This window comes from Chryseobacterium sp. GW821-FHT04C04 (assembly GCF_059420365.1).
Genome location: NZ_JBWKTO010000003.1, coordinates 578,434 through 602,145 on the forward strand (window position 1 = coordinate 578,434; position 23,712 = coordinate 602,145).

Consider the following 23,712-nt stretch of genomic DNA (forward strand, 5'->3'; position numbering starts at 1 on the left):
ATCAGCTGACTAACCAGTCTTTGAAATCTTTCACGCGGTCTCTGCTTACTGTAATTTCTTCTTCGGGCTGAAACTCCATATCCACTTTATAATAAGGTGAAGTATGGATGTTTTTGATGTAATCTGAGCTGATAATAAACTGTCTGTTGACGCGGAAAAATTTCTTTTCATCCAGAACATCTTCCAATTCATCAAGAGTAAAATCTGACGGATATGTACGGTCTTCAGTCTGAAGATATACAATTTTATTCTCACTGAAAAAGCAGCTTATTTCCGGTGTCTGTATAATTTTAAGGTTGTACCCTATTTTAACCAAAACCCGGGAAAGGGTAGATTTTTCTTTTCTGATCAGCTGTTTGATATCCTGAGAGCCATTCGTGTCATTGGCAGGAATGAATGATTTAAATTTCTCTACTGCTCCTTCAAGATCTTCATCAAGAATAGGTTTTAAAAGATAATCAATGCTGTTCAGCTTAAATGCTTTCAGCGTGTACTGGTCAAAAGCTGTCGTATAGATAATGAATCCTTTGGTAGGAACTTTCTCAAAGATATCGAAAGACAATCCATCACCCAGAACGATATCAGAAAAGATCAGCTGCGGGTGTTCATTTTCAGAAAACCAGGCAACGCCTTCTTCTACTGATTCTATTTTGGTAACCACTTCAATTTCAGTAAACTTACTCAGCATTCTTTCTAATTTCCTTGAAGCAGGTTTCTCGTCTTCTATAATGACAGTTTTGATCATCGATCTTTAATTTTGGTTTTTAGATTTTAGAAAATAAAGTTAGATAAAAGTGGGCAGATTTTAATATTTTATCGGCTTTTTCTCTTTTTCAAGCTCTTTTTCGATCATATTCCTTTCCCATTCGGAATCAAAAAGGAACAGTTTTGATGCTTTTATAAGGATGATGAATCCCCAGATCCCAAGGATGGTATATCTGTCAAACGATCGGAAACTAATCATCTTTTCGCCAAAAATATCATCAGGAATGATAAGAACTGCAAAAACTGCAAAAATAAAAAGGCTTTTATAGAATCTTTTGATACTTCTTGTTCTTGTAACAGCAGCTTCGTAATCCATGATTGTATAGGTTTTTAGTTATTCAGTTTATAATGTTTTTATTTTCCCTTTTTCTTCTTTCTCCATCAGTTCTTTTATCTTTCTTTCTTCCCAGCTTTTTCCAATTCCGAATACATTTATTGCATGAAACGCAATTCCTATTCCCCAGCCCAACGCCGGCCATAAAAACCACAGGTATCCGGGAGCAGTTATAAGATTCAGTATTGCCAGAAATGGAATAACAATACAATAAGAAGTTAGATTTCCATAAAACTCTTTTAATTCTTTTACTCTTCTGGATGCTTTTCTGTAAGCAATGGTCTCTTTATTTGGTAAAATTTCCATAATGTTTTGTTTTAAAAGGTTAATTTGTTTTTTTCTTGAATCAAAGGTAGGTCAGGAAAAGGGGCAAATCAATTTTATATTACCGAATGGTAGATTATGTTATCCGAATCGTAAAAACTGGAAATTAATAGATAAACGGGATCAGCTTCTTTGTGCTTTTTCTGTATTCAAGATATTCATCACCGAACTTTTCTACCAAAGCCTGTTCTTCGATCTTAATCCTGTAGGCAAAGGCTAAAAACGGAGGTACAAAAGCAAAGATTAAAGACAGCCAGTTGTTCAAATACAAACCAAGGCCAATAGAGGTTAGCAGGGAAAAGGCATAAGAAGGATGTCTCAGGTATTTATAAAACCCTTCCTTTTTGATTTTATGATCCTGTCTGATGGTAACATCTACAGTAAAATATTTTCCCAGAGATCTGATAATCATGAATCTGAAAATAATTCCGATAAGAATGAGGAACTCTCCTAAATAAAGAATCCAGATTCCGGTAGTAATCGTAAAATGAGTGTTATAAGATATGAATATCGAACTCATTATAGAAAAAGGAATGGCCAGCCATAGAATATTCAAGGTCGATTTATCTTTGTTCTTCTGATCTTCTTGTCCGGATTTTAGTATATTTTTATAGAGAAATTCACTGAGAAACCAGGCAGCCATTGAAATGTAAAATAGTATTGATAAAGTGTTCATGTTCAGTTTTTTTAAGGTTAAATTGCGAAACAGCTTTATAAGTATTGCCTTTTACGATTTCGCTTCTAATGATTTTTCTGTTTATCTATCAGCTCTTTAATCTTCTTATCTTCCCATTTTCTGATAAAGTTAATCTGAGGTACAAAAACCGTAACGGCATGCGCCAAGAGACCGATTCCCCAGAAAGTGGCTGTAAAAAAATTTTTAAACTGAAAATAACTTTCACCGGGTTTCAGGTTCATACAGTTGTATACAACGATCATAGCATTCACTGCGATATAAGCGAATAAATGTCCGTAAAATCCACGTAACCGTTCTACCTGTCTTCTGGCACGTTGATATTCAATATCATTTTCGTCAAATCTTTCCATCGTTTTATTTTTTTTGTTTATTCATTATTTCACGAATCTTCTTTTCCTGCCATGATTCTCCTACTCCAAATACCTGAAAGGCGTGGGAAGCGACCCCAATCCCCCATCCCAGTACCGGAAACCAGAACCATTGTGTTCTGCTGCTTGTAAAAAGATTGATAAAGATTAAAAACGAGCAGACTGTACAGTATGAAATCAGATTTTTATAAAATCCTTTGATTTCTTTCACCCTCTTCTGTGCCCTTTTGTAAGCGGCAACTTCATCTTCAGGTTCTGAACTGGAAATATGGGGCTTAGCTAAAAGAATTGGAAGTTTTACTTTAAAATAATTTTCAGATTTTTCTATAAACACATTCCGGTCCGTAAGCAGAGAATAACGCTGTACAATATTAGAAAGACCAATTCCTGAGCTTTCTTTAATCTGTTCTCTTACCTGTAAGTTGTTCTCAATACAAAGCATATTTCCGTCTGAAAAAATTCTGATGATCAAAGGTTTTGATGATGTAGCAAAATTATGCTTGATACAATTCTCCAACAGCAGCTGCAAAGCCAGCGGAACAACATATTTCTGATAGTCTTCCTTTGGAACATCAAACGTAAAACCTACGCTGTCTTCAAACCTTGTTTTTAACAGTTCGCAGTAGGTTTTGGCAAATTCTATTTCATCTTCCACCGTGACCAGCTCTTTATCTTTTTGTTCAAGTACATATCGGTAAATCTTTGACATTGAAGCGGTAAACTTCTGAGCCTGTAGTGGGTTTTCATCAATCAGAGAACTTAAGACATTCAGAGAATTGAAAAGGAAATGAGGATCCAGCTGATTCTTTAAACTTTCAAACTGAGCATTTGCGGACTTAGCGATAAGCTTCTGCTCTACCACTTCTTTCCGGGAAGTCTTCTTCAGTTCTTCCATGAAACTTCTGGCATGAAGAAATGCTGATATCAACAATGCAATATTGATCGTAAACCAGTTGAGGAAATTATATTTTCCCCAGAAAAACTCTTCTGTAGTCGCTGCTTTTTGAATGAGTACAAAATTGACGTAATTGCAAAAATAGACGAGTACAAAATTGGCTACAATAATAGAAACAATACTTATAACCGCTCTTTTAGTGGTAGCTTCAGACCATGGAATTCTTTTATTCAGAAAGTTATTCAGCATTCCGTTTCCTCCTCCCAAAACAAAAGAATAAATAAAAGAGATAAGTATGGTATAAAAAAAGTTTTCAAAATTCTTTTCTTCTGTAAAAACAAAAAAGAAAAACATCGAGACTGCAAGCGATACCCAGAATAGTATGATAAAATTTTTCCGTTTCATGATCTTTTTTCTTGACTCAAAATTAGTTTTTATTAAAGGTATCAAAAATTAATTCTTACCGAGAGGCTTATTTTCTTCTCCGAATGGTATAAAAAAACCTCCACGAATGAAGGTTGATTTTGTATATCAAAAGTAGAAATATTCCTATTTCGCTTTTTCTGCCGGAAGGCTAATGAAATAATCTGCTTCCCCTTTTCCCCAATTGGGATCTAAAGCTGTTTTTGTTTTATAAGCTTTAAATTTTGCCTGAGCATCTTTGAACATTTCCAATCCTTTGGTTTTACTTCCTCCGTACTGTTCAGGAGTAAAATAAATATCTTCTGCTTTGATAAGAGCGATTCTTGGATTCGCAGGCTCTAATTTCTCTGCAACATTAAGTTCTTCAGCTGCTCTTGCACCGTCTGTCATATATCGCTGCTGAGGATTTACCATCATTCTAAGAGAATAAGACATTTTTCTCAACAGGTGAATTTCTGCATTATCTGCTCCTGCAAGATTCTGAGCCATTGACAAATGTTTCTCAGCCTGATCTGCAATACCATCCAGTTCCTGCATTTTTCCGTCTCTCATCAATGTTCTTCCTTTCTGAATATAAGAAAATGCTGCATAATAAGCCGGAAGCCACTTGGAACTCTCTTTACTTCCTATTCTCTGGAAATCATTGGCCAGTGTTTGGAAATCTTCAGCTGTTTTGCAGGTTTCAATTTTCGCAATTTTCTCAGACATTATTTTGTCGTAATCGGCCTGTGCAAAAGCAGTTAAGCTCATAAAAGCTAAAGCAAAGCTTAAAAGGTATTTTTTCATGATATCAAATTTTAAAAGTTAGTTATGTTTGTTTGTCCTAAGTTATGTTTTTTATAAATTATTATTGATGGCATCATCAGTTTTATCCACCCCAAAGCTTATAAATGCTCCTATGAACACAAAAGTATTTACCGGAGGAACTACTGCAGAACTTCTGGATCCATCCGCAGAAAAGTTATAGCCATATATATTCTTTGATCCTAAAATATTACTTACACTCAATACAAATACAGGAAAAGCTTTCGCATTTTTCTTACCAATATTAGGCAGGTAATTGATACTGAAGTTCAAAGCATTGTAATCTTTCATTCTACCTTCGTTTCGGGTATAATTAACTGCTGTTCCATTTTCAAATGTAGAAGCAATGTCATAATAGGGACGCCCTTTTGCATACGTATATGATAGATTTACCCCAAGTTTCCATTCCGGAATAAATCTTTTGGCAACCGCAGAAAGTGTATGTTCAGCAGCAAAACTTGGCTGAAGGCTCACCGGATAATTAAGAAAATCTCTTTTGGAATCCAGGAATGAATAGCTGATCCAATAGTCGATATTTTCAAACGTTTTTTTGTTGTCTCTCCAGAAAAATTCCACACCTTTTGCATAGCCATACCCACTGTTATTCAAAGCAGTCTGAATCTGCTGATTCTGTTCTTTGTTCGGAGTTACATTAAATGTTTTGATCAACTGGTCATACTTTTTATAAAATGCTTCCAAACGTAACGTTCTGCCTTCTGATGCTCTTTGAACCTGAAAAATATAATGCTGAGATTTCTGGAAACCAAGATCTGCAGGACCATTGATATATTTACTTTCAGGATTCTGATAAAAAAGACCATAAGCTAATGAAGTTGTCCAGTCTTTTGCCAGACGATAAGCGATAGCAAAACGGGGGGCAATATTGCTCTTTCCTAAGAAAGATGAATGCTCTGCCCTTACTCCGATTTTCGCAGACAAAGCATTACTAAAGCCAAGGTCTGTTTCTACAAAAGCCGAAGAGATCAAATCTTTATAATTTTTCTGTACCGTTTCAAAGTTTAGGTTTTCATCGGTATTATTCAGTTCAAAACCTCCCCTCACAGCACTTATTTTGTTGATCTTTCTTTCCAGGACCGCTTTGAAATTCAAATAATTTCCATCGGTAAGAAGCTGGCTTCTGTTGGATTCTACCTCATTCGTTTCTGTAGAAAAATGAAGATCTGATTTGTTATAAGAATAAGACCCACCCATATTCAGAAGGTATTTTCCAAATTTCTGTTTAAAAGACAGGTTATGAAACGTATTTTTACCATTAAGCTTTACCAGGCTGAAATCATATCCGGGTTCAAGACTTTCTGATCTTACGCCCATTTTATTGGAATTGAACATCCCATAATATTTGAAAAAGCCTCCTGATTTTGTTTTGAATCTAAAATTCATATCCCCATTAAGCCCTTGTGGTGCTTCCACAAAATCGGTATTAAAATTCAGGACTTTCTGCATCAGGCTTAAAAGAGAATAGCCTGCTGTAGCTCCGTAGGAATAGTTTTTATTGTCTCCCAGTTTCTGAAATCCGGCACTCAGGAAAATAGGTGATATTCCAAGGCTATACGAACTTTCATCCGGAAGATCAACACTTTCCAGCATCAAAGCACCTGAAAGCGCCTGCCCGTACAACGCGGAATAACCGCCACTTGAAAATATATTCCCTTTGAAAAGAGAAGTATTGAACTGATCCCTTCCTGCAATTCCCGGAACAGAATTAGAAAAATAATTGTTGATAAGGCTTCCATCCATAAAAATCTTAGATTCTGTGCCTGTACCTCCACGAATAAACAACCCTTCAGTCCCTCCTACTTTCTGTACCCCAGGAAGATAGGTCAATGCTGAAGAAATCTGTCCGTCTGCACCCGCGGTGGTATAAATATCAATTGGGGAAAGCAGTGCAGTCGCTCTTTTCTTATCACTGGCTTCAATAGAACCTGCAGAAACGACTACCGCATCAATCTCACTGATCTGTTCTTTAAGATCTACATTCAAAGAAATATCCTGGTTCTCAATAGAGATTGTTCTTTCTACGTTCTCATATTTCGGATGGGTAAAGGTTAATATGTGAGATCCTTTTTCTGAGGTCTCGAAAGAAAAGTTTCCCTGAGTATCGGTGGTAGTACCATCATAAGTATCCTTCAGGGTTACATTTACTTCACTTACTCCTTTATTTTTAAAGACTACTTTTCCTGAGATTTTCACTTGTGAATATCCCATTATGGAAATGATAAGGAAAATCAGAAGCAGTAGATTTTGTCCTTTTGTTTTCATTGTTATTATTTTCTGAGTCAAAAATAGGATGAGAAATGCCTTTCTGGAAAAAAATTATGACCGAAAGGCATACTTTTGTTACCGAATGGTAATTAATGGATTGGAATGCAAAAATCCACGATCATTTTTCCTTCCGGATGTTCTTTAAAGTTGGAATGATAGATTTCAAAAGGAAGGGTTCTTCTTACGCTGTATTTATTTTCATTCATCCATAAAAATAAAGAAACCCAGCATTGTTCAAAATCGTCGAGGGTAACTTCGCCACTTCCTACAATAAATCGCCCGGCATCTATGGTTTCGGCAAATACTTCACCCTCCTGTTGTGTCAGTTTTTCATCCAAAAGCATACAAGCGTGAATTCTTACTTTATCCAGAGGTGTTATTTTGCAGCTGTCATGATACACTGAAATCATCTTGACATTTTCCCTTGGAAAAAGAGCTTTCTTGCTTGCCCAGTCTATTAAAATATTGAAGGAAGGCTCCACATTTGCAATTCCCAGGCTCATCACTGCTGCCAGATTCATTTCCGGCATTTCTTTTATTTCGATTTTTAAATTCATGTTCGTCCAATTTAATAGGTTTTCGATATTGCAAATGTATTGGCTGAAAACTGTATCAATTTGTCCGTTCTTGCTTTGTGTTTGTAAAATCTTGTGAAATATTTTGGGAGCTGATTTACGGAATTCTGTAGGAGGCAGACCGTAATGTTTTTTGAATGTTTTGCAAAAGGCTGAGTGGTTTGAAAATCCAAGATTCCAATAGATCTCTTTGATCTCCATATGTTTATACAGCGCCAGATGAAGAGCGCTTTTCTCTATTTTCTTCCTGATAATGTAACTTTGGAGGGTTTCTCCTGTAATCTGCTTAAATATTCTGTGGAAATGAAACGGTGAATAGGCACTTATCTCTGAAACCTTTTCCAGGGACAAATCTGCATCAATATGATTATCAATATATTGAATTGTCTTTACAATTCGTTTTTTATACTCTTCCAATTCAAAACTGTTAGTTAACAAAGATATTTTTCTGCCCCGGAATTCTGTTGTCTTTTATTGCTATTGTCAAGAAAACTTTTCATTTTTTTTAGTGTACAATATCCTCTTCAAAATGTTTAAAAAAAGGAATTACGTTTTTAATATTCGGATCTGAAGAGGCAATATAACTATGGTAGTCTTCATGAATAAAAATCTCTTTGGTAAAGAATTTTTCACCTTCAATGACGCATTCGTTATTAACTATTTCAAAAGAATCCAGGGGAAGTATCATCCCTGCTCCATGCGCTTTTAATACAGCCTCTTTTCTGGTCCAATAGGTAAAGAAGCTTTCTGTTTTATCTTCAGAAGTATCTATTTCATGAAACTCATTAGCTGTCATTTGAAATCTAAAATCCAGATAGCTGGTCCTGGGATTATTGAATTCTACATCTATTCCCAAGGGATATTCTGCAATAGCACAAGCCACAAGATCTTTAGAATGCGAAATATTAAAATGAAGGTTTTGGTCTTTTAAGTACGGTTTTTTGTTGGGGAGTATGCCCGTTTCTGCTTCAGGGATATTATAATAAGTCCTCAATCCATATTGTAAAAGAACCTTTCCCAGTAAAGAAAGCTGTGCATCCTGCCATCTGCTGTATCTCAGAATATCCTGTTTAGCTTCCTGAGAAAATGCAGGCAGATACTGGTCTAAAAGAGACTCATGTTTTTCTTCACGGATGAATGTATACAGAATAATCATTTTCTTTTTTCCTGCCAGAGATACCGGATTTACAAATTGCTTTCTGACGACTAAAATAAGCTTTTTTTCCTCTCTTTTTAAAGAAGATAACCATTCTGTCTAAGTTTAAAAATTTATGGTTAAAAGCGCCCGGATTGAGGTTATGATTTACACTATCTTTTTAAAAAAGACCCGGATCATAAAGCGCTTTGGAAAATCTTTTATAAATTTATCGTAAAATCACTATAAATCATTTAAAAAATGAAAGTACAAACATTAACACTATTGGCGGGATTTGCATTTTTAGCAGTTTCATGCGGAACAACAAAAATGTACTCCGTAAATGCCAAAAGCGGAACCCAGACAGGAGGAACGGCGAAATTTACCCAAAACGGAAATGAGGTAACGATGAAACTGGATATCACCAACCTTACTCCTGGAATCCACGCAGTACACATTCATGAAAAAGGAGACTGCTCTGCAGCAGACGGAACTTCTACCGGAGGCCACTGGAATCCTTCCAAGAATGATCATGGTAAATGGGGTGCTGAACATTTCCACATGGGAGATATAGGAAACCTGGTTGCCGATCAGAGCGGAACTGCCACATTGACTTTCAAGACAGACAAATGGTGTCTGGGCTGTACAGATGAGTCTAAAAATATCATCGGAAAAGGTCTTATTGTACACGCAGCAGCAGATGACTTCCATACTCAGCCTACCGGAAATGCAGGAGGAAGAGTGGGATGCGTAGAAATTAAGTAATCTTTTTACTCAATAAAAAACCGCTAATTTTCATTAGCGGTTTTTTTATGTTTAGGATTTAGCTCCCATATCTGATACAATATTCATTGCTTCCTGCAGGTAAAGATCTTTTTTCAGATTCTTGATCCACATTTCAGATTTTTTCTTGAAAGCTTCGTCTTTTTTCTCTCTTTCAATCTCACTTGGATACATCATAAATTGAAGTCCGTTCTCAAATTTAGTCAAAGCCTTGAACTTTTCAATCTGAGATTTTCTGTTCTTCATCAGCTCATTGAACTTGTTTATATTCAAGGTGATATTTTCTTCTTTATCCAATCTTTCTCTCCATTGAGCAGACTCTAATAGCAATTGATAATTGCTGTTTTTAGCCATTCTGTCTGCACTTGCTTTTTCCAGCGCCTGAATATTGAAGTAGTTCAGCTTCTGGAATTTTGTAGAAGGAATTTTATCCCATGCTAAAGCATAATCGTCATATCGCTCTCCTACTTCAGCATAAGTAAAGAAATCTTTCATCTGAATATCAGAAACAATTCCTTTTCTCTGAGTAGATTCTCCGGTGATTCTGTAGAACTTCTGGATCGTTAGTTTTAAAGATCCGAAATCATCTTCCGTATTCAGGAATCTGTTTAGATCTACAAAAGTCTGAACGGTACCTTTTCCGAAAGATTGCGGAGATCCTATAATCATTGCTCTTCCGTAATCCTGCATTACTCCTGCAAGGATTTCCGAAGCTGAAGCTGAAAGTTCATTTTGCATGATGACAAGAGGTCCTGTCCAGATAGGCGTTTCATTTTTGTTCTTAAGGGTCTGTATTTTCCCGTTTCCGTCTTTCACCTGAACATAAGGTCCTGCTTCCATGAAAAGACCCATAATATCCCCTACTTCAGTTAAAGAACCACCTCCGTTATTTCTAAGGTCAAGAATGATTCCTTCAATATTCTGTTCTTTCAGTTTAATGATTTCATTTTTGATGTCATCAGAAGCATTTCTTCCTTTGGCATTTTCAAAATCAGCATTGAAACTTGGAAGATTGATGAAACCATATTTCTTACCGTTGGCCTTATTTACAACAATACTTCTTGCAAAAGTGTCTTCAATAGCTACTTCTTCACGAATCATTGTTACATCCTTGGTAGTACCATCTTTTTTCTGAACAGTAAGCGTTACCGGTGTTCCTTTCTCTCCTCTGATCAATCTTACTGCTTCATCAGAAAGCATTCCTACAACATTTACAGCATCTTCTTTCGGTTTGGATCTTACTTTTAAGATTTTATCTCCTTCGGAAAGTTGTTTAGACTTCCATGCCGGTGCACCAATGGTAAGAGCCCCGAGATAAAGGTTTCCTTTTTTCTCCTGGATCAATGCTCCGATACCGATTACTTTTCCGGTAAACTGAGTATCAAAGTCTTCTTTATCTTTTGGAGAATAATAGTTGGTATGCGGATCGAATACTTCTGTATAAGCATTCATATAGACTGTAAACCAATCCATTTTCTTTCTCTTTTTGAATCGGGTAAAGGTATCTTTTACAAGATCTTTTACTTCATCAGTCGCTTTTTTGATCTTTTCATCCTGAGTAAGGGCCTTAAACTTGATCGTGTCTTTAAGCTTGTACTTCTGAACAGAGTCTTTCTTTTCTTTCTGAGCCTCTTCTTTGCTGTTCATCGATTCAACTTCCTGAAGGATATTGTATTTGATGAATTTTTTCCACTCATTATACTGTTCCTGCTTGTTGGCAGGTACTTTCTTCAATTTTGGCTCAAGGGTAAGCGCTTCATCTTCCTGAAGGTTGATCGGTTTGCTGAAGATGTCCTGAGTGATCTTATCGATCTCATCCACTCTCTGATACAGTCTATCGATTGTAAGTTTGTAGAATGTCAGGTCTCCTTGTCCAATATAATCATCAAGCTTTGTTTCATGCTTGCTGAATTCATCCATATCAGATTGTACAAAATATCTTTTTGCAGGGTCTACCAATTCGAAATAATGCTTATAAACGTCCTTAGAATAGGCATCATTGATAGATTTTGGGCTATAATGCAGATAAGAAAGTGTATTTTTTACGCTCACCATTATTGTTTGCATCTTTTCATCGTCATTCTTTGGCGAGTTGAAACAAAACATTAGACTGGTTAATGGAATAAGAAGTAAAAATTTATTCAGTTTGAAATTTTTCCACATAAACTGTCTTTAATTTATTAATTTTTAAAATAAGTATAATAATTAGTAGCAACAAGTTTGATACTGTTACAAACGATCAAATTTAATACCTTATTTACAAATATCGACCAGTTTTAATTATTTTTATTAAAAGAGGTTCACAAATAATAAAAGCAATCTCAGGTATTTCCTATTATCAGGCTCTTTGATTCCCAAACGAACTCCCGATCTGTTTTTTTTTCATAAATATTCTTACAGTTTGTTTTTTCGTTGAAAGTTAAAAACACGTACCACAAAATTCACTTTTAAGACATAAGGGCATAAAATATGCAGGAAACTAAGCAAATAACATTAAAATATAAAGTCATGAGAAGTCTACTATGGTTAGTTGCAGTCATCTGCATCGTTGTTTGGCTTTTGGGAATACTGGGAATTGTTCCGGGTATCAGCACAGGCTATTTAATTCACATTTTATTGGTCATTGCCATTGTTGTTATTCTTTATAACATTATTACAGGCAGAAAACCTCTCGATTAGTTTATTATTTTGTAAAACCACTTTAATTAAAACACCATAGGCTTTCACAGATTCTCTTCAGTTGAGTCATATATTAATTGAAAAAGCATCTGTGAAGGACTGAGGTGGATTTTGAAAATGCGGATTAAATTAACCTGTTAACTTTTCTTCATTTTCAGTTCACTTTCTGAACCTTAGATTCTTCATCTTCTCTTTTTCCAGACTCATTTTTTGGCTAAAATAGGTCTATTTCAAATCTGAATTACCAATACCTAATAATAGCCCTGCTGTTTTATCGCATCTTATTTTTGACTACATTTGATGTGTTGAAATTCTATTTGTTCGATTCTGAAAATGAACAAATTCACTCTATTTGAATAAAAAAAATATTAAAGATAATTTATGGAAAGACCGCTTATTCTGGTTACTAATGATGATGGAATTACAGCTCCTGGTATCAGAAATCTTATCAGTTTTATGAATGAAATCGGAGAAGTTGTTGTTGTAGCCCCTAACTCTCCCCAAAGTGGAAAAGGCCACGCTATTACCATCAATTCTACCCTAAGCTACGAAGAAGTTACCCTTGATGGTCCACAGACTGATTTTTCATGCAGTGGAACTCCTGTAGACTGCGTAAAAATGGCTCTTGATAAGATTCTGACAAGAAGACCTGATATTGTGGTTTCAGGAATCAATCACGGAGCAAATTCTTCAATCAATGTGATCTATTCAGGAACTATGTCTGCAGCAGTAGAAGCTGGTGTAGAGGGAATTCCTGCTATCGGATTCTCATTGTTGGATTTCAGCTGGGAAGCAGATTTTACCCAGGCAAAAGAATTTATTCAGAATATTGTAAGAAGAACACTGGAACACCCAATGCCAAAAGGAGTTGTTCTGAATGTCAATATTCCTAAACTTCCTGCTGCAGAAATAAAAGGAATAAAAGTATGCAAACAAGCTAACGCAAAATGGGAAGAAAGCTTCGACGAAAGAATCAATCCGCATGGTAAAAAATATTACTGGCTGACGGGTTATTTCAACAATATGGATGATTCTGAAGATGCTGACGAAACAGCATTGGCGAACGGATATATTTCCATCGTCCCTGTAAAGTTTGACATGACTGCCTATGAATATATGAAAACACTGGAAGAGGTCATGACTTTTGAAAAGGTAAATGAGGTGAAATAATCTTATTTGTCATTTGCTTATTAAACAGTATAAAAAACTTCACTTCAGCAGAGATCAGAAGTTGAAGTTTTAACAATAACACGGCATGAAATACTATTTTTCATGCCGTATTTTTATCTCATCCGTGACAAAATACATCCATTCAAAAAGTATCCGCTTTGGATTATTCACTATCTTTATTCTGACAAATAATTACAAAATGCGTATAGAATATGACATAAAATTAGGGTTCAAGGATGTAATGTTCCGCCCTAAACGTTCTACTTTAAAATCCCGGTCAGAAGTTGATTTACAAAGAGAATTTACCTTTAAACATACTAAGAAAAAATGGACAGGGGTTCCAATAATTGCCGCCAATATGGATACGGTAGGAACTTTTGAAATGGCTGTAGAACTGGCAAAGGAAAAAATTATTACAGCGGTTCACAAACACTATACTCCCGAAGAATGGAGCCAGTTTCTGGAAAGCCAGCCTGAAACTATTTATCAGTATATCGCTTTAAGCACAGGAACAGGGAAGGCTGATGAAGAAAAAATAAGACAGATCCTCGAAAAGCATCCAAAAATTGAGTTTCTCTGTATAGATGTAGCCAATGGCTATTCTGAGCATTTCGTTGGATTTGTGAAGAAGGCAAGAGCCAATTTTCCCGATAAAATTATCATCGCCGGAAATGTTGTTACGGGAGAAATGGTAGAAGAACTTCTTCTGGTAGGTGCAGATATTATAAAAGTAGGTATTGGCCCCGGATCAGTTTGTACGACCAGAGTAAAAACGGGGGTTGGCTATCCTCAGCTTTCTGCCATTATTGAATGTGCCGATGCTGCACATGGTTTAGGAGGACATATCATCGCAGACGGTGGCTGTAAAGTCCCGGGAGATGTTGCCAAAGCCTTCGGTGGGGGTGCAGATTTCGTAATGCTTGGCGGTATGTTTGCCGGACACGACGAAAGTGGTGGAGAAATGATTGAAGAAAACGGTAAAAAATATCGTCTCTTCTATGGAATGAGTTCCAAAACAGCTATGGATAAACATTCCGGAGGGGTAGCAGAATATCGTTCTTCCGAAGGAAAAACAGTAAAAGCAGCTTATAAAGGTCCGGTTTCGGAAACCGTAAAAGATATTTTGGGAGGAGTACGCTCTACCTGTACTTATGTAGGCGCATCCAAACTGAAGGAACTTTCTAAGAGAACTACTTTTATCAGGGTTCAGGAACAGGAAAATCAGATTTTTAAAGACTAGGAATAAAAATAAATAAAGGCTTTAGATAATTCTAAAGCCTTTATTCTTTTGTCCTTATATATTTTTTATTAAAATACTTTTGAAGCTGATCATTCACATAGGTTTCCTGTTCATGCTCTGAAGCCATTTCATCTATATACAAAATCCTCGGAACTTCTTTGATCTTATCAACGACAACAGAGTCTTTAGAAGAATTCCTGATGATATCTACTCGTTCATTCATCTCTTTTTCATATTCTTTAAGATCTGTCGTCATAATCTCCATCACTATATTTTCTCCATTAAAATCAACGTTGAAATATGAATATTTTTCAGGGAAAATTTTTAACTCAGGAAGAAAAATAATGAGGAGCGAAACCCACCAAAATTTTTTAATTTTTTCAAATTTAAAAAACATCAACACTGCAAAACTGATTAAAAAATAAAAGATGATACTTTCAAACTGTCTTGCAACAGAATTGAGAATATAGCTTGTAAATAATAACGGGAGTAAAGAAACTGACCAAAATAGTACAGCCTTTTTAAATGTTATTTTCGTGCTGATATTTTTAAGTTCTTTCTCAAAAACTTTAATAAATAAAGGAAACACTAATAAAACTTTAACGGCAACATACATTGTATTCGCCCCAAAAAGAGCAATTCTCTTCAGCCATTTTATAATTCCCCCTTCTGTCTCTCCCATTCTGTTGAAGTTTCCAGGCGCCAAAAAGCTTATCAGTAAAAAGACACTTCCTATCAGTGCCAAAGTCAGATTTTTCTTATTGCATTTCTGATAATAAGATAATAACAAAAGTCCTTCAACAATCAATGCCAGAATTTCATTGGACCCCATCAGAATGATAGTAAGCAAAACCGAAAGGTAAAACCATATTTTCTCCTGTGTATCCTCGCTTTTTTTTAAAAAATAGAGTAAAATGCCTGCTAAAACAACAGGAACGAAATAGACATTGGAGCCTGTAATCCAGAAGTAATGCTCAGGAAGGCTTACCAGAAGGATTGTATAAAAGAAAAACAGAAGAAGTCCTTTTTTGATGGATTCTTTCGGGGAGTAATTGAAATATTCTTTAAAGTTTAATGCTGAAATTCCAATGAAGGAAAGTAGTAAGAAAACAGGATAGATCTTGGGAAGAAGATTATTATTGTCATAAAAAACAGGGTTAAACATATTGATAGAATATCCGAAATACCTACCACCCCAGCTTGTATAAGTCTGAATAAAACTTTGTAACAACCCTATTTTTCTGGTTGTATAGGACCAGAAATAATCATCGGTCTGATATACATTAAACCAACTAATGTATGCCAGACCGACGCCTATTAAAATCGACAAGAATACTACTATATTCTGTACTTTTTTCATTTTCTAGGTTAACATTCCACCGTCAACGTTTAATGTTTGTCCGGTGATATATCCTGACATTTCGCTTCCAAAGAATACACATGCATTTGCGATATCTTCAGGCTGCCCTCCTCTTTTCATCGGAATCTCTTCTCTCCATCCCTGAACTGTTTTTTCATCCAGAACAGCGGTCATTTCTGTTTCAATAAATCCAGGCGCAATTGCATTACATCTGATATTTCTTGAACCTAATTCCAATGCTACAGATTTTGTAAATCCAATAACTCCAGCTTTAGAAGCTGCATAGTTGGCTTGTCCGGCATTTCCTTTCACCCCTACTACAGAAGTCATATTGATGATAGATCCTGATCTGGCCTTCATCATCGGCTTGATTACCGCTTTTGTAAGGTTAAAAACTGAATCTAAATTTACCTTAATCACTTTATCCCAATCTTCTTTGGACATTCTCAATAACAGGTTATCTTTTGTAATTCCTGCATTGTTTACCAAAATATCAATCTGCCCGAACTCTGCCATTACATCCTCTACCAATTTCTGAGCAGCATCATAATCTGATGCGTCGGACTGATATCCCTTAATTTGGGTTACAGAACTTAAAGCTGCTTCTAATTCTTTTGCTTTGTCTACAGAACCGGCATAGGTAAATGCTACTTTTGCCCCTTGTTGAGCAAACATTTCAGCAATCCCTTTCCCGATTCCTCTTGTAGCTCCGGTAATTATTGCTACTTTTCCTTCTAATATTTTCATATCTATTGATAATTATTTTCTTTTATAACTCATTCAGCTAGTGATAGCTGACTCTTTTAGTTCTTATACATTCCTTTCCGGAATTAAACGGTTTGCAAAGATATTATAAAATGTTATTCAACCCATTTAAATTGTTAAAATACTGATTTTTTTAATGTTTATTTAGCTTTTATTAAAACTGAACGGAATTATTTCTAAATCTGGTGAAATAAATGAAGTCTGTTTTTTTACCTTTATCCAGTTTCAGAACTTCTTTCTGCCAAAAATATTTATCATAAATAATTTCCTTTAGGAGCTCATTCTGGAAATTTGAAACTCCGAATTTTCCTCCTTTTCTTACCACAATTTCGTTTTCAGCATTCCCGAATGTGATGATGTCTTCGTAAACAAAGGGTACAGTTTCCGTTCCTTTACCATCCAGAATGCCATAAAAGCCGGCTGTATTTTTACATACCAACGGTTTTGAATATTGATTAAGAGGGTTAAAATACTCAACATCCTCATTTTTTATCTGACTGATGTTTTTCAGCTCCTTCATCGAGTGATCTACCACTGAAAACGTATAATACTTATCTTGTTTCCCAAGAATAAGACTCTCAGGATAGAAACCGAAAATTTGTACTCCATCTCCTACAATATTCTTAAGGTCTTTATCCAGAAATTGTTCTTCATTGCCTTTTTTAATATAGATGAAATCTTTTCCGGAAATGGTAAAACATCTGATGAAATCATATTCCTGCGGGAAAATGATGTTTCCCTGGAGATCAATAATACCGGATTTTTTTACTTTATCATTGTAAACACTGAAGAAGTTATTCAATAAAGGATTTAAATATTTAAAAGCCTGGGGATACAAATTTCTGTCTTTCTTACTGAAAACAGTTGTTTTTCCTTTCTTTTCGAGGTAGATATATGCTTTTCCACCAAAATACTCCGGGGTGAAATCACTAAAGATTTCTTCTGCAAGTGTATTTTCCTCAACATCGATTAAGCCATACTTACCTGTACTTTTATTCCTGGTAATCAGATAGGGATAAGCATTGATGTTCACAACCTGTTTCGAAAATTGATGTAAAGTCTGTCCATTATCTCCAATGATTTCACTTTCATTATTATCATTGATAATCAATGCTCTACCCTCTTCAAAACTATAATATTCTTTAAATTCCCGGCTGCTGACCTGCTTTCCGTTAAGATCATATAAAAACCACTTTTTATCTTTTAAGACAAAAAATCTGTTCTTCCCTGAAAAACGGATCTTTTCTGAATAAGGAATGATTTCCTTTCCATTGTAATCATAAACGGCTTCTTTGTCTTGTTTTGAAGAAATAATACGTTCCTTACTCCACCATGGTGTATTAAACTCCTGATTATCCAAAGAGATCAGTTCTTTTCCATTCTCATCAATAATAGCTGATTTTCTATTGTTCCCTTCTTCAGAATAAAGGATAAATCTGTTTTTAAAAACATGCAGAATTCCCCCTTTATAAGGAGATTTAAAGGTAATGGCCCCCAGAGAATCTACAATTCCCTGTTTATTGGTCCCGGAGTCATATATTATTCCATATCCGTCCGAATAGGAATTGACTCCCTTCCCTGTCTTTTTTGACAGGATAACCTTCATATATTGGTTAGTCTGTGCTGTACAAACTACAGAACACAGTACAAAAACTAATTTCTTCAAGGAAAATTAAATAGAATTATTGACTATAAGAACGATTTCTCCCTTTAAGGTTTTACTTTTGGAAAATTCAATTAACTCGTTGATTGTTCCTCGCTTAGTTTCTTCAAATTTTTTGGAGATTTCACGGCTCAAACTTGCCTTGGTTTCTTCTCCAAAGAATTCTTTGATCTGCTCCAGAGTCGTATTGATTTTGTGTGGGCTTTCGTAAAGAACTATCGTCTTTTTCTCTTCAGCAAGCTGTTTTAGCTTTGTCTGTCTTCCTTTTTTTTGTGGTAAAAATCCAGCGAATAAAAATTCATTATTGGGAAGTCCTGAAACCACAAGTGCCGGAATCAAGGCTGTCGCTCCAGGAAGGCATATCATATCAATCTGATTATCTGCGCCTGCTTTTGCTAATAAGTATCCCGGATCCGAAATACCCGGTGTTCCGGCATCGGTAATAATAGCGATATTCTGACCGCTTTTAAGGTCTCCGATTACTTTCTCTGTTGCCTGATGCTCATTGTGTAAATGATAAGATTTTAAAGGCTTGGAGATTTCAAAATGTTTTAAAAGTATTCCAGAAGTTCTGGTGTCTTCACATAAAATATAATCAACTTCTTTCAGGACTTTTACTGCCCTGAATGTCATATCTTCAAGGTTCCCAACGGGTGTGGGAACAAAATATAGGATTCCGCTCAAAATTATAAGAATTTATTTTCCACCAATATCCAAAGTCTCTGGGCATATTCATCCACTTTATTCCATTTTCTTTCGTAGTACAGATCACTCAAATATTCTTTGGCTTCTTCCATCGTTTTGAATTGGTTTAGCTGGAATACGGCATCATTAAGATCGATCTGGCTTCCTTCAAACAACATTTTGGAGAAAGCAATTCTGTCATTCAGATCAAGCTTAAACTCAGGTTTCTGCTTGTCTGCTTCCATAAAGTTCGTAGGAATATTAGATTTCAGAATGCTTCCTGTATCTTCTTTTACAACCGAAACCGGAGCTTCTTCCTTAGGAAATTCTCTTTCCAGGTGATCATCATCAAAAAGTGACTGAACAGCCTTCATTCCTTTGATATTGGCTAATTTTATTTTTTTCTCCCGATGATATTCTTCTAAATTTTCGAAGCTTTCATCGGAAGGATGTTTATCTGTTTCTTCAGGAACAGGTTTGTCAATTTCTACAATTTTTCTTCTGTCATAGACTTCAGCAAGAATGCTTTCTTCCTTTGTATTTTCTTCAGAATGATCATTTTTGATCTCACTCAGAATATTTTCCACATTGGAAGTTTCTGTAATCATCTCTCCTTCTTGTATTGAAATGTTTGAGGCAACAAATTGTTCTTCATTTTCCTCGATCAGCATTTCATCTTCTAAAGTTTCAGTATCAAAAATACTAGGAATAATTTCTGTTACTGGTACTTTAGCATCATTTACAACAGCAGAATCTGTTTCTTTTTTGGCATCTGATTCGGAGATTTCCTCTTCTGTATCGTCTATTTCATTCAGCTGATTATTGAAAATAACTTCTTCCTCAGTCACTTCATCATAAAACAAATCTTCATTGAGATCTTCATCAGAATCCGGTGTAGCATCCGCAAGAATTTTATCTTCGTCTACAAATTTCAGAACAGCTCTCTGCTCTTCAGAAATCTCATTTTCGTCAATTTCATTCAATTGATTATTGAATACGGCTTCTTCCTCAAGAATATCATGATTAGAAGCCTGTTCCTGAGCATTTCCAGGTGCTTTTTCTTCGTGATTTTCTTCTACAAAGCTTACCATATTTTCATGGAATTTATTTTCAACAATTTCATTCAATTGGTTATTGAAAACGGCTTCCTCTTCTTCAGATCCGTCTGAAAAAATTTCATTTTCATCAATTTCATTCAGCTCATTATTAAAAATAGCTTCCTCTTCCGTCACTTCATTCCCTGAATCATGATATTCTGTTTCTCCTGATACAAAAGAGGGGTGTTGATGAGCCGGATCATCTGCTACGAAATATTCAATATTTTTTTCGAGCAATTTCAAAAAAGAAATTCTGTTAGCAAGCTCATCTACAAGATCTTGCTTGGAAAGTAATTCATCTATATTACTTATTTTGTCCAGATTATCAATGATATTCATGGATTCAAAAAAAATTTTTCCCCTTAAATCTTGGATATTCTGCATAATAAGATTCTTATTAAAATTGCTTACTTTTGATGTTAAAAATATACGGCTAATTTAACAAATGTTTTTAGAAAATACAATTAATCATTCCAAACAAAGTGGTTGGATGGAAGTAATTTGTGGCTCTATGTTTTCCGGTAAAACCGAAGAACTGATCCGCAGATTGCGAAGGGCAGAGATGGCAGGACAGAACGTGGAAATTTTTAAACCCAAATTGGATGTACGATATTCTGAAGAGGATGTAGTTTCTCATAATCAGAATAAAATCCGTAGTACAGCAGTAGAAAACCCTAATGAAATTCTTCTGTTAGCTTCCAATTGTGATGTAGTAGGAATTGATGAAGCTCAGTTTTTCGATGAAAGTATTGTTGATATTGCCAACCAACTTGCCAATAGTGGTGTAAGAGTGGTCATTGCAGGATTGGATATGGACTTTTTGGGCCGTCCGTTCGGGCCTATGCCCAATTTGATGGCCACTGCCGAGTATGTTACAAAAGTGCATGCTATTTGTAAGAGAACAGGTAATCTTGCCAACTATTCTATGAGAACTTCCCAGGGAGATAATCTGGTTGAGCTGGGAGAAACTGAAAGCTATGAAGCAGTAAGCCGCCGCGTTTTTATTGACGAAGTACTTTTAAAAAGAAAATAAATTGCAAAACAGCAAAGGCTGAATGCACCAAAACATACATTATATTCACTAATATAAATGAAAAGCGAAAAAGCAGCATTGTGAAATTTCAAAAAGGAGAAGTTGGCTTATAAAAACTTTTTCTTCCTCTTTATTATTTTACCTTTTTGTCATTTCGCCTTAAAAATAAAGCAGAAAGGGTACCAATGAATTATACAGTACAACACATTGCAGAGATCACCAATGCACAAATCATTGGAGACGGAAATTTATTGATCAAAAATATAGCGTACGACAGCAGGATTATTTATTCTACCAAGAATACTGCATTTATCGCTATCAATACCTCCAAAAATTCTGGTGAAAAGTTTATAGAATCCGCAATAGACAGAGGAATCAATATTATTATTTCTGAACATCATTATCCCGGTTTCGAAAATATAACCTGGATCATTGTTGAAAATTCTGTAGACTTTCTTCAAAAATTAGCAAAGTACCATTTCGAGAATTCTCACATACAATCTATCGGAATCACCGGTAGTAATGGTAAAACTATTTTAAAAGAATGGTTATATCAATGTTTGTGGAATGAATTCCCTACTGTAAAAAGTCCTAAAAGTTTCAATTCCCAGATTGGTCTTCCCCTCTCTCTTCTTCAAATCAACAGCTCTTATCAGCTTGGAATTTTTGAAGTGGGAATTTCAAAACCTCATGAAATGGAAAAACTTGAAAATATTTTCCATCCTCAGATCGGATTGCTTACCCATATAGGAACGGCTCATGCTGCCAATTTTTCTTCCGAAGATGAACTGATTGATGAAAAGATCAAACTTTTTAAAGATTCTGAAGTCATCATCTATAATGGTGACCATTCTTTGGTGGATCAAAAGATTAAAAATTCCTATTCTGATAAAAAACTAATTTCTTACGGTTTTAAAAAAGAGAATCAGGTTTTCATCAAAAACAATATTTCAAAGGATGAAAACATCATTGTCGAATATTTTGGGGAAGAAATCAGTTTTCCTGCCCACCAAAGAGACGAAGCTACATTAACCAATGCTATGGCGCTTATTACAGTCCTTAAGGAACTTCATATCGAAAATAAAAAGATCGTTGAAAAAATCAACCTTTTAAAAGCCGTTGAAATGAGGCTTGAAGCGATTGAAGGAAATAAGAGCAATATTGTCATCAACGATTCTTTTAATCTTGACCTCGATTCTCTGAAAACTGCCCTACAGTTTTTGAATGAATATAATAAACCTAAAAAATCTCTGGTCTTAACAGATATTGTAGGAGTAAACAGCAATTCTCAGGAATTGTATGAAGAAGTCTCCGAATTGGTGAATGAACAAAATTTTGATTCCGTATTTTTAATCGGCGATGAAATATCATTATTTAGTGAATTATTTAAAGCCAAAACATATACTTTCATTGACACTAAAGAGTTAATTGAAAGTAAATATCTTACTGAATTAGAAAATCAGATTATTTTGCTGAAAGGCGCCAGAAAATTTGAGATCGAAAGGCTTAAGGATATTCTTGAACTTAGAAAACACGATACGGTACTGGAAGTAAACCTTAATGCAATTCTTCATAATATCAACTATCATAAATCTCTGCTGAAACCAGGAACCAAAATGATGGCAATGGTAAAAGCCAATGCTTATGGACTTGGAAGTTATGAGATTTCAGAATTTCTTCAGCATCATCATATAGATTACCTTGGAGTAGCTTACGTTGATGAAGGTGTAGAACTTCGTAAAAAAGGAATCACGACCCCTATCATTGTTATGAATCCTGAGCAGCACAGCTATCATACTATTATAGAATACAATCTTGAACCTGAAATTTATAGTTTCAGAGTGTTGGAATTGTTCTATGAAGCTGTACAAAAGTCAGGACATGATAAAAAATACCCGATCCATATCAAACTGGAAACGGGAATGCACCGTCTTGGTTTCAAAGATTTTGAGCTGGATCAGTTAAGCGAGACTTTAAGTCAAAAAAATCTAAAAGTACAAAGTATGTTCAGCCATTTATCATCTTCTGATATGCCTGAAGAGAAAGAATTTACTTTGAAACAGCTTGCCGTTTTTGAAAAAAATTCAAGCTACCTAACTGAAAAAATAGGCTATACTCCTATCCGCCACATCCTGAATTCATCCGGGATAACGAGTTATACGGATCATCAGCATGATATGGTAAGAATAGGTATCGGTATGTTGGGAGAATCTCCCGATGACGAAATACAGAAACAATTACAATCTGTGGTAAGTTTTAAAACCGTAATTTCACAGATATCAACGGTTGAAAACGGAGAATCTGTTGGTTACAGCAGGAAATATAAAGCGGATCACCCTACAAGAATTGCAACAATCCCTGTAGGATATGCAGACGGCATTCCAAGACTGATCGGAAATCAGGTAGGAAATTTAGGGGTCAACAAAACGCTTGCTCCTATTGTTGGAAATATCTGTATGGACATGATGATGATCAATGTAGACAATATTCCGAATGTAAAAGAAGGTGATACGGTAACTGTTTTCAATGCCAAACCAAGTTTAAAAGAATTCGCAGGATACTGCAAAACGATAACCTATGAAGTATTAACCTCCATTTCCCCTCGGGTGAAACGGATTTATATAAAAAATTAACT

The 23,712-nt window shown here is 35.4% G+C and carries 22 protein-coding genes; 6 read left to right on the top strand and 16 right to left on the bottom strand.

What is annotated here, in order from left to right:
* Position 1: 1 nt before the first annotated feature.
* The 10 genes from AC07UM_RS12515 to AC07UM_RS12560 all read right to left on the bottom strand — a co-directional run bounded on the left by AC07UM_RS12515 (position 2) and on the right by AC07UM_RS12560 (position 8,624).
* Positions 2 to 745, bottom strand: a complete 744-nt coding sequence (locus AC07UM_RS12515) for a LytR/AlgR family response regulator transcription factor (protein WP_494683205.1) — start codon at positions 743 to 745, stop codon at positions 2 to 4.
* 60 nt (positions 746 to 805) lie between these two features.
* Complete coding sequence (locus tag AC07UM_RS12520; protein WP_494683204.1) at positions 806 to 1,081, bottom strand: 2TM domain-containing protein; 276 nt, start codon at positions 1,079 to 1,081, stop codon at positions 806 to 808.
* A gap of 27 nt (positions 1,082 to 1,108) precedes the next feature.
* Positions 1,109 to 1,405, bottom strand: coding sequence for a 2TM domain-containing protein (locus AC07UM_RS12525; RefSeq protein WP_494683203.1), 297 nt, complete (start codon positions 1,403 to 1,405; stop codon positions 1,109 to 1,111).
* 124 nt (positions 1,406 to 1,529) lie between these two features.
* Positions 1,530 to 2,099 (bottom strand): methyltransferase family protein, encoded by a 570-nt coding sequence (locus tag AC07UM_RS12530; RefSeq protein ID WP_494683202.1) that lies wholly within the window; start codon positions 2,097 to 2,099, stop codon positions 1,530 to 1,532.
* A gap of 65 nt (positions 2,100 to 2,164) precedes the next feature.
* The gene (locus AC07UM_RS12535) at positions 2,165 to 2,470 is read right to left on the bottom strand and encodes a 2TM domain-containing protein (protein ID WP_494683201.1); all 306 of its coding nucleotides are present in this window, start codon (positions 2,468 to 2,470) and stop codon (positions 2,165 to 2,167) included.
* A gap of 4 nt (positions 2,471 to 2,474) precedes the next feature.
* Positions 2,475 to 3,788 (bottom strand): 2TM domain-containing protein, encoded by a 1,314-nt coding sequence (locus tag AC07UM_RS12540; RefSeq protein WP_494683200.1) that lies wholly within the window; start codon positions 3,786 to 3,788, stop codon positions 2,475 to 2,477.
* A gap of 144 nt (positions 3,789 to 3,932) precedes the next feature.
* Positions 3,933 to 4,592 (bottom strand): hypothetical protein, encoded by a 660-nt coding sequence (locus tag AC07UM_RS12545; RefSeq protein WP_494683199.1) that lies wholly within the window; start codon positions 4,590 to 4,592, stop codon positions 3,933 to 3,935.
* A 51-nt stretch (positions 4,593 to 4,643) separates the two neighbouring features.
* Positions 4,644 to 6,890: a TonB-dependent receptor gene (locus AC07UM_RS12550; protein ID WP_494683198.1), complete on the bottom strand. Its 2,247-nt coding sequence runs from the start codon at positions 6,888 to 6,890 to the stop codon at positions 4,644 to 4,646.
* 92 nt (positions 6,891 to 6,982) lie between these two features.
* On the bottom strand, positions 6,983 to 7,885 hold the full coding sequence (locus tag AC07UM_RS12555; protein ID WP_494683197.1) for an AraC family transcriptional regulator: 903 nt from the start codon (positions 7,883 to 7,885) through the stop codon (positions 6,983 to 6,985).
* 88 nt (positions 7,886 to 7,973) lie between these two features.
* Positions 7,974 to 8,624, bottom strand: coding sequence for a 4'-phosphopantetheinyl transferase family protein (locus AC07UM_RS12560; RefSeq protein ID WP_494683196.1), 651 nt, complete (start codon positions 8,622 to 8,624; stop codon positions 7,974 to 7,976).
* Between the two features lie 240 nt (positions 8,625 to 8,864).
* Between AC07UM_RS12560 and AC07UM_RS12565 the strand changes: the two genes are divergently transcribed.
* On the top strand, positions 8,865 to 9,368 hold the full coding sequence (locus AC07UM_RS12565; RefSeq protein WP_494683195.1) for a superoxide dismutase family protein: 504 nt from the start codon (positions 8,865 to 8,867) through the stop codon (positions 9,366 to 9,368).
* A 51-nt stretch (positions 9,369 to 9,419) separates the two neighbouring features.
* Here AC07UM_RS12565 and AC07UM_RS12570 read toward each other — a convergent pair whose 3' ends face one another.
* The gene (locus AC07UM_RS12570) at positions 9,420 to 11,549 is read right to left on the bottom strand and encodes a carboxy terminal-processing peptidase (protein ID WP_103231827.1); all 2,130 of its coding nucleotides are present in this window, start codon (positions 11,547 to 11,549) and stop codon (positions 9,420 to 9,422) included.
* A 345-nt stretch (positions 11,550 to 11,894) separates the two neighbouring features.
* On the opposite strand from AC07UM_RS12570, the gene AC07UM_RS12575 reads away from it, so the two are divergent.
* The 3 genes from AC07UM_RS12575 to AC07UM_RS12585 all read left to right on the top strand — a co-directional run bounded on the left by AC07UM_RS12575 (position 11,895) and on the right by AC07UM_RS12585 (position 14,475).
* Positions 11,895 to 12,065 carry a lmo0937 family membrane protein gene (locus tag AC07UM_RS12575; RefSeq protein ID WP_494683194.1) on the top strand — a complete coding sequence of 57 codons (171 nt, stop codon included), beginning with the start codon at positions 11,895 to 11,897 and terminating at the stop codon, positions 12,063 to 12,065.
* A 381-nt stretch (positions 12,066 to 12,446) separates the two neighbouring features.
* On the top strand, positions 12,447 to 13,235 hold the full coding sequence (gene surE / locus AC07UM_RS12580; RefSeq protein ID WP_494683193.1) for a 5'/3'-nucleotidase SurE: 789 nt from the start codon (positions 12,447 to 12,449) through the stop codon (positions 13,233 to 13,235).
* Positions 13,236 to 13,434: 199 nt separating this feature from the next.
* Positions 13,435 to 14,475, top strand: a complete 1,041-nt coding sequence (locus AC07UM_RS12585; protein ID WP_494683192.1) for a GMP reductase — start codon at positions 13,435 to 13,437, stop codon at positions 14,473 to 14,475.
* Positions 14,476 to 14,515: 40 nt separating this feature from the next.
* Here AC07UM_RS12585 and AC07UM_RS12590 read toward each other — a convergent pair whose 3' ends face one another.
* The 5 genes from AC07UM_RS12590 to AC07UM_RS12610 all read right to left on the bottom strand — a co-directional run bounded on the left by AC07UM_RS12590 (position 14,516) and on the right by AC07UM_RS12610 (position 20,383).
* Positions 14,516 to 15,835, bottom strand: coding sequence for a DUF6056 family protein (locus AC07UM_RS12590; protein ID WP_494683191.1), 1,320 nt, complete (start codon positions 15,833 to 15,835; stop codon positions 14,516 to 14,518).
* Between the two features lie 3 nt (positions 15,836 to 15,838).
* The gene (gene fabG, locus AC07UM_RS12595; RefSeq protein WP_494683190.1) at positions 15,839 to 16,582 is read right to left on the bottom strand and encodes a 3-oxoacyl-[acyl-carrier-protein] reductase; all 744 of its coding nucleotides are present in this window, start codon (positions 16,580 to 16,582) and stop codon (positions 15,839 to 15,841) included.
* 172 nt (positions 16,583 to 16,754) lie between these two features.
* Positions 16,755 to 18,266 (bottom strand): WG repeat-containing protein, encoded by a 1,512-nt coding sequence (locus AC07UM_RS12600; protein WP_494683189.1) that lies wholly within the window; start codon positions 18,264 to 18,266, stop codon positions 16,755 to 16,757.
* A 6-nt stretch (positions 18,267 to 18,272) separates the two neighbouring features.
* The gene (gene rsmI, locus AC07UM_RS12605) at positions 18,273 to 18,947 is read right to left on the bottom strand and encodes a 16S rRNA (cytidine(1402)-2'-O)-methyltransferase (protein WP_103233754.1); all 675 of its coding nucleotides are present in this window, start codon (positions 18,945 to 18,947) and stop codon (positions 18,273 to 18,275) included.
* Between the two features lie 2 nt (positions 18,948 to 18,949).
* Positions 18,950 to 20,383, bottom strand: coding sequence for a DUF8457 domain-containing protein (locus AC07UM_RS12610; RefSeq protein ID WP_494683188.1), 1,434 nt, complete (start codon positions 20,381 to 20,383; stop codon positions 18,950 to 18,952).
* Positions 20,384 to 20,489: 106 nt separating this feature from the next.
* Between AC07UM_RS12610 and AC07UM_RS12615 the strand changes: the two genes are divergently transcribed.
* Both AC07UM_RS12615 and AC07UM_RS12620 read left to right on the top strand, forming a co-directional pair.
* Positions 20,490 to 21,077: a thymidine kinase gene (locus AC07UM_RS12615; protein ID WP_124532942.1), complete on the top strand. Its 588-nt coding sequence runs from the start codon at positions 20,490 to 20,492 to the stop codon at positions 21,075 to 21,077.
* A gap of 185 nt (positions 21,078 to 21,262) precedes the next feature.
* Positions 21,263 to 23,710 carry a bifunctional UDP-N-acetylmuramoyl-tripeptide:D-alanyl-D-alanine ligase/alanine racemase gene (locus AC07UM_RS12620; RefSeq protein WP_494683187.1) on the top strand — a complete coding sequence of 816 codons (2,448 nt, stop codon included), beginning with the start codon at positions 21,263 to 21,265 and terminating at the stop codon, positions 23,708 to 23,710.
* Positions 23,711 to 23,712 lie beyond the last annotated feature (2 nt).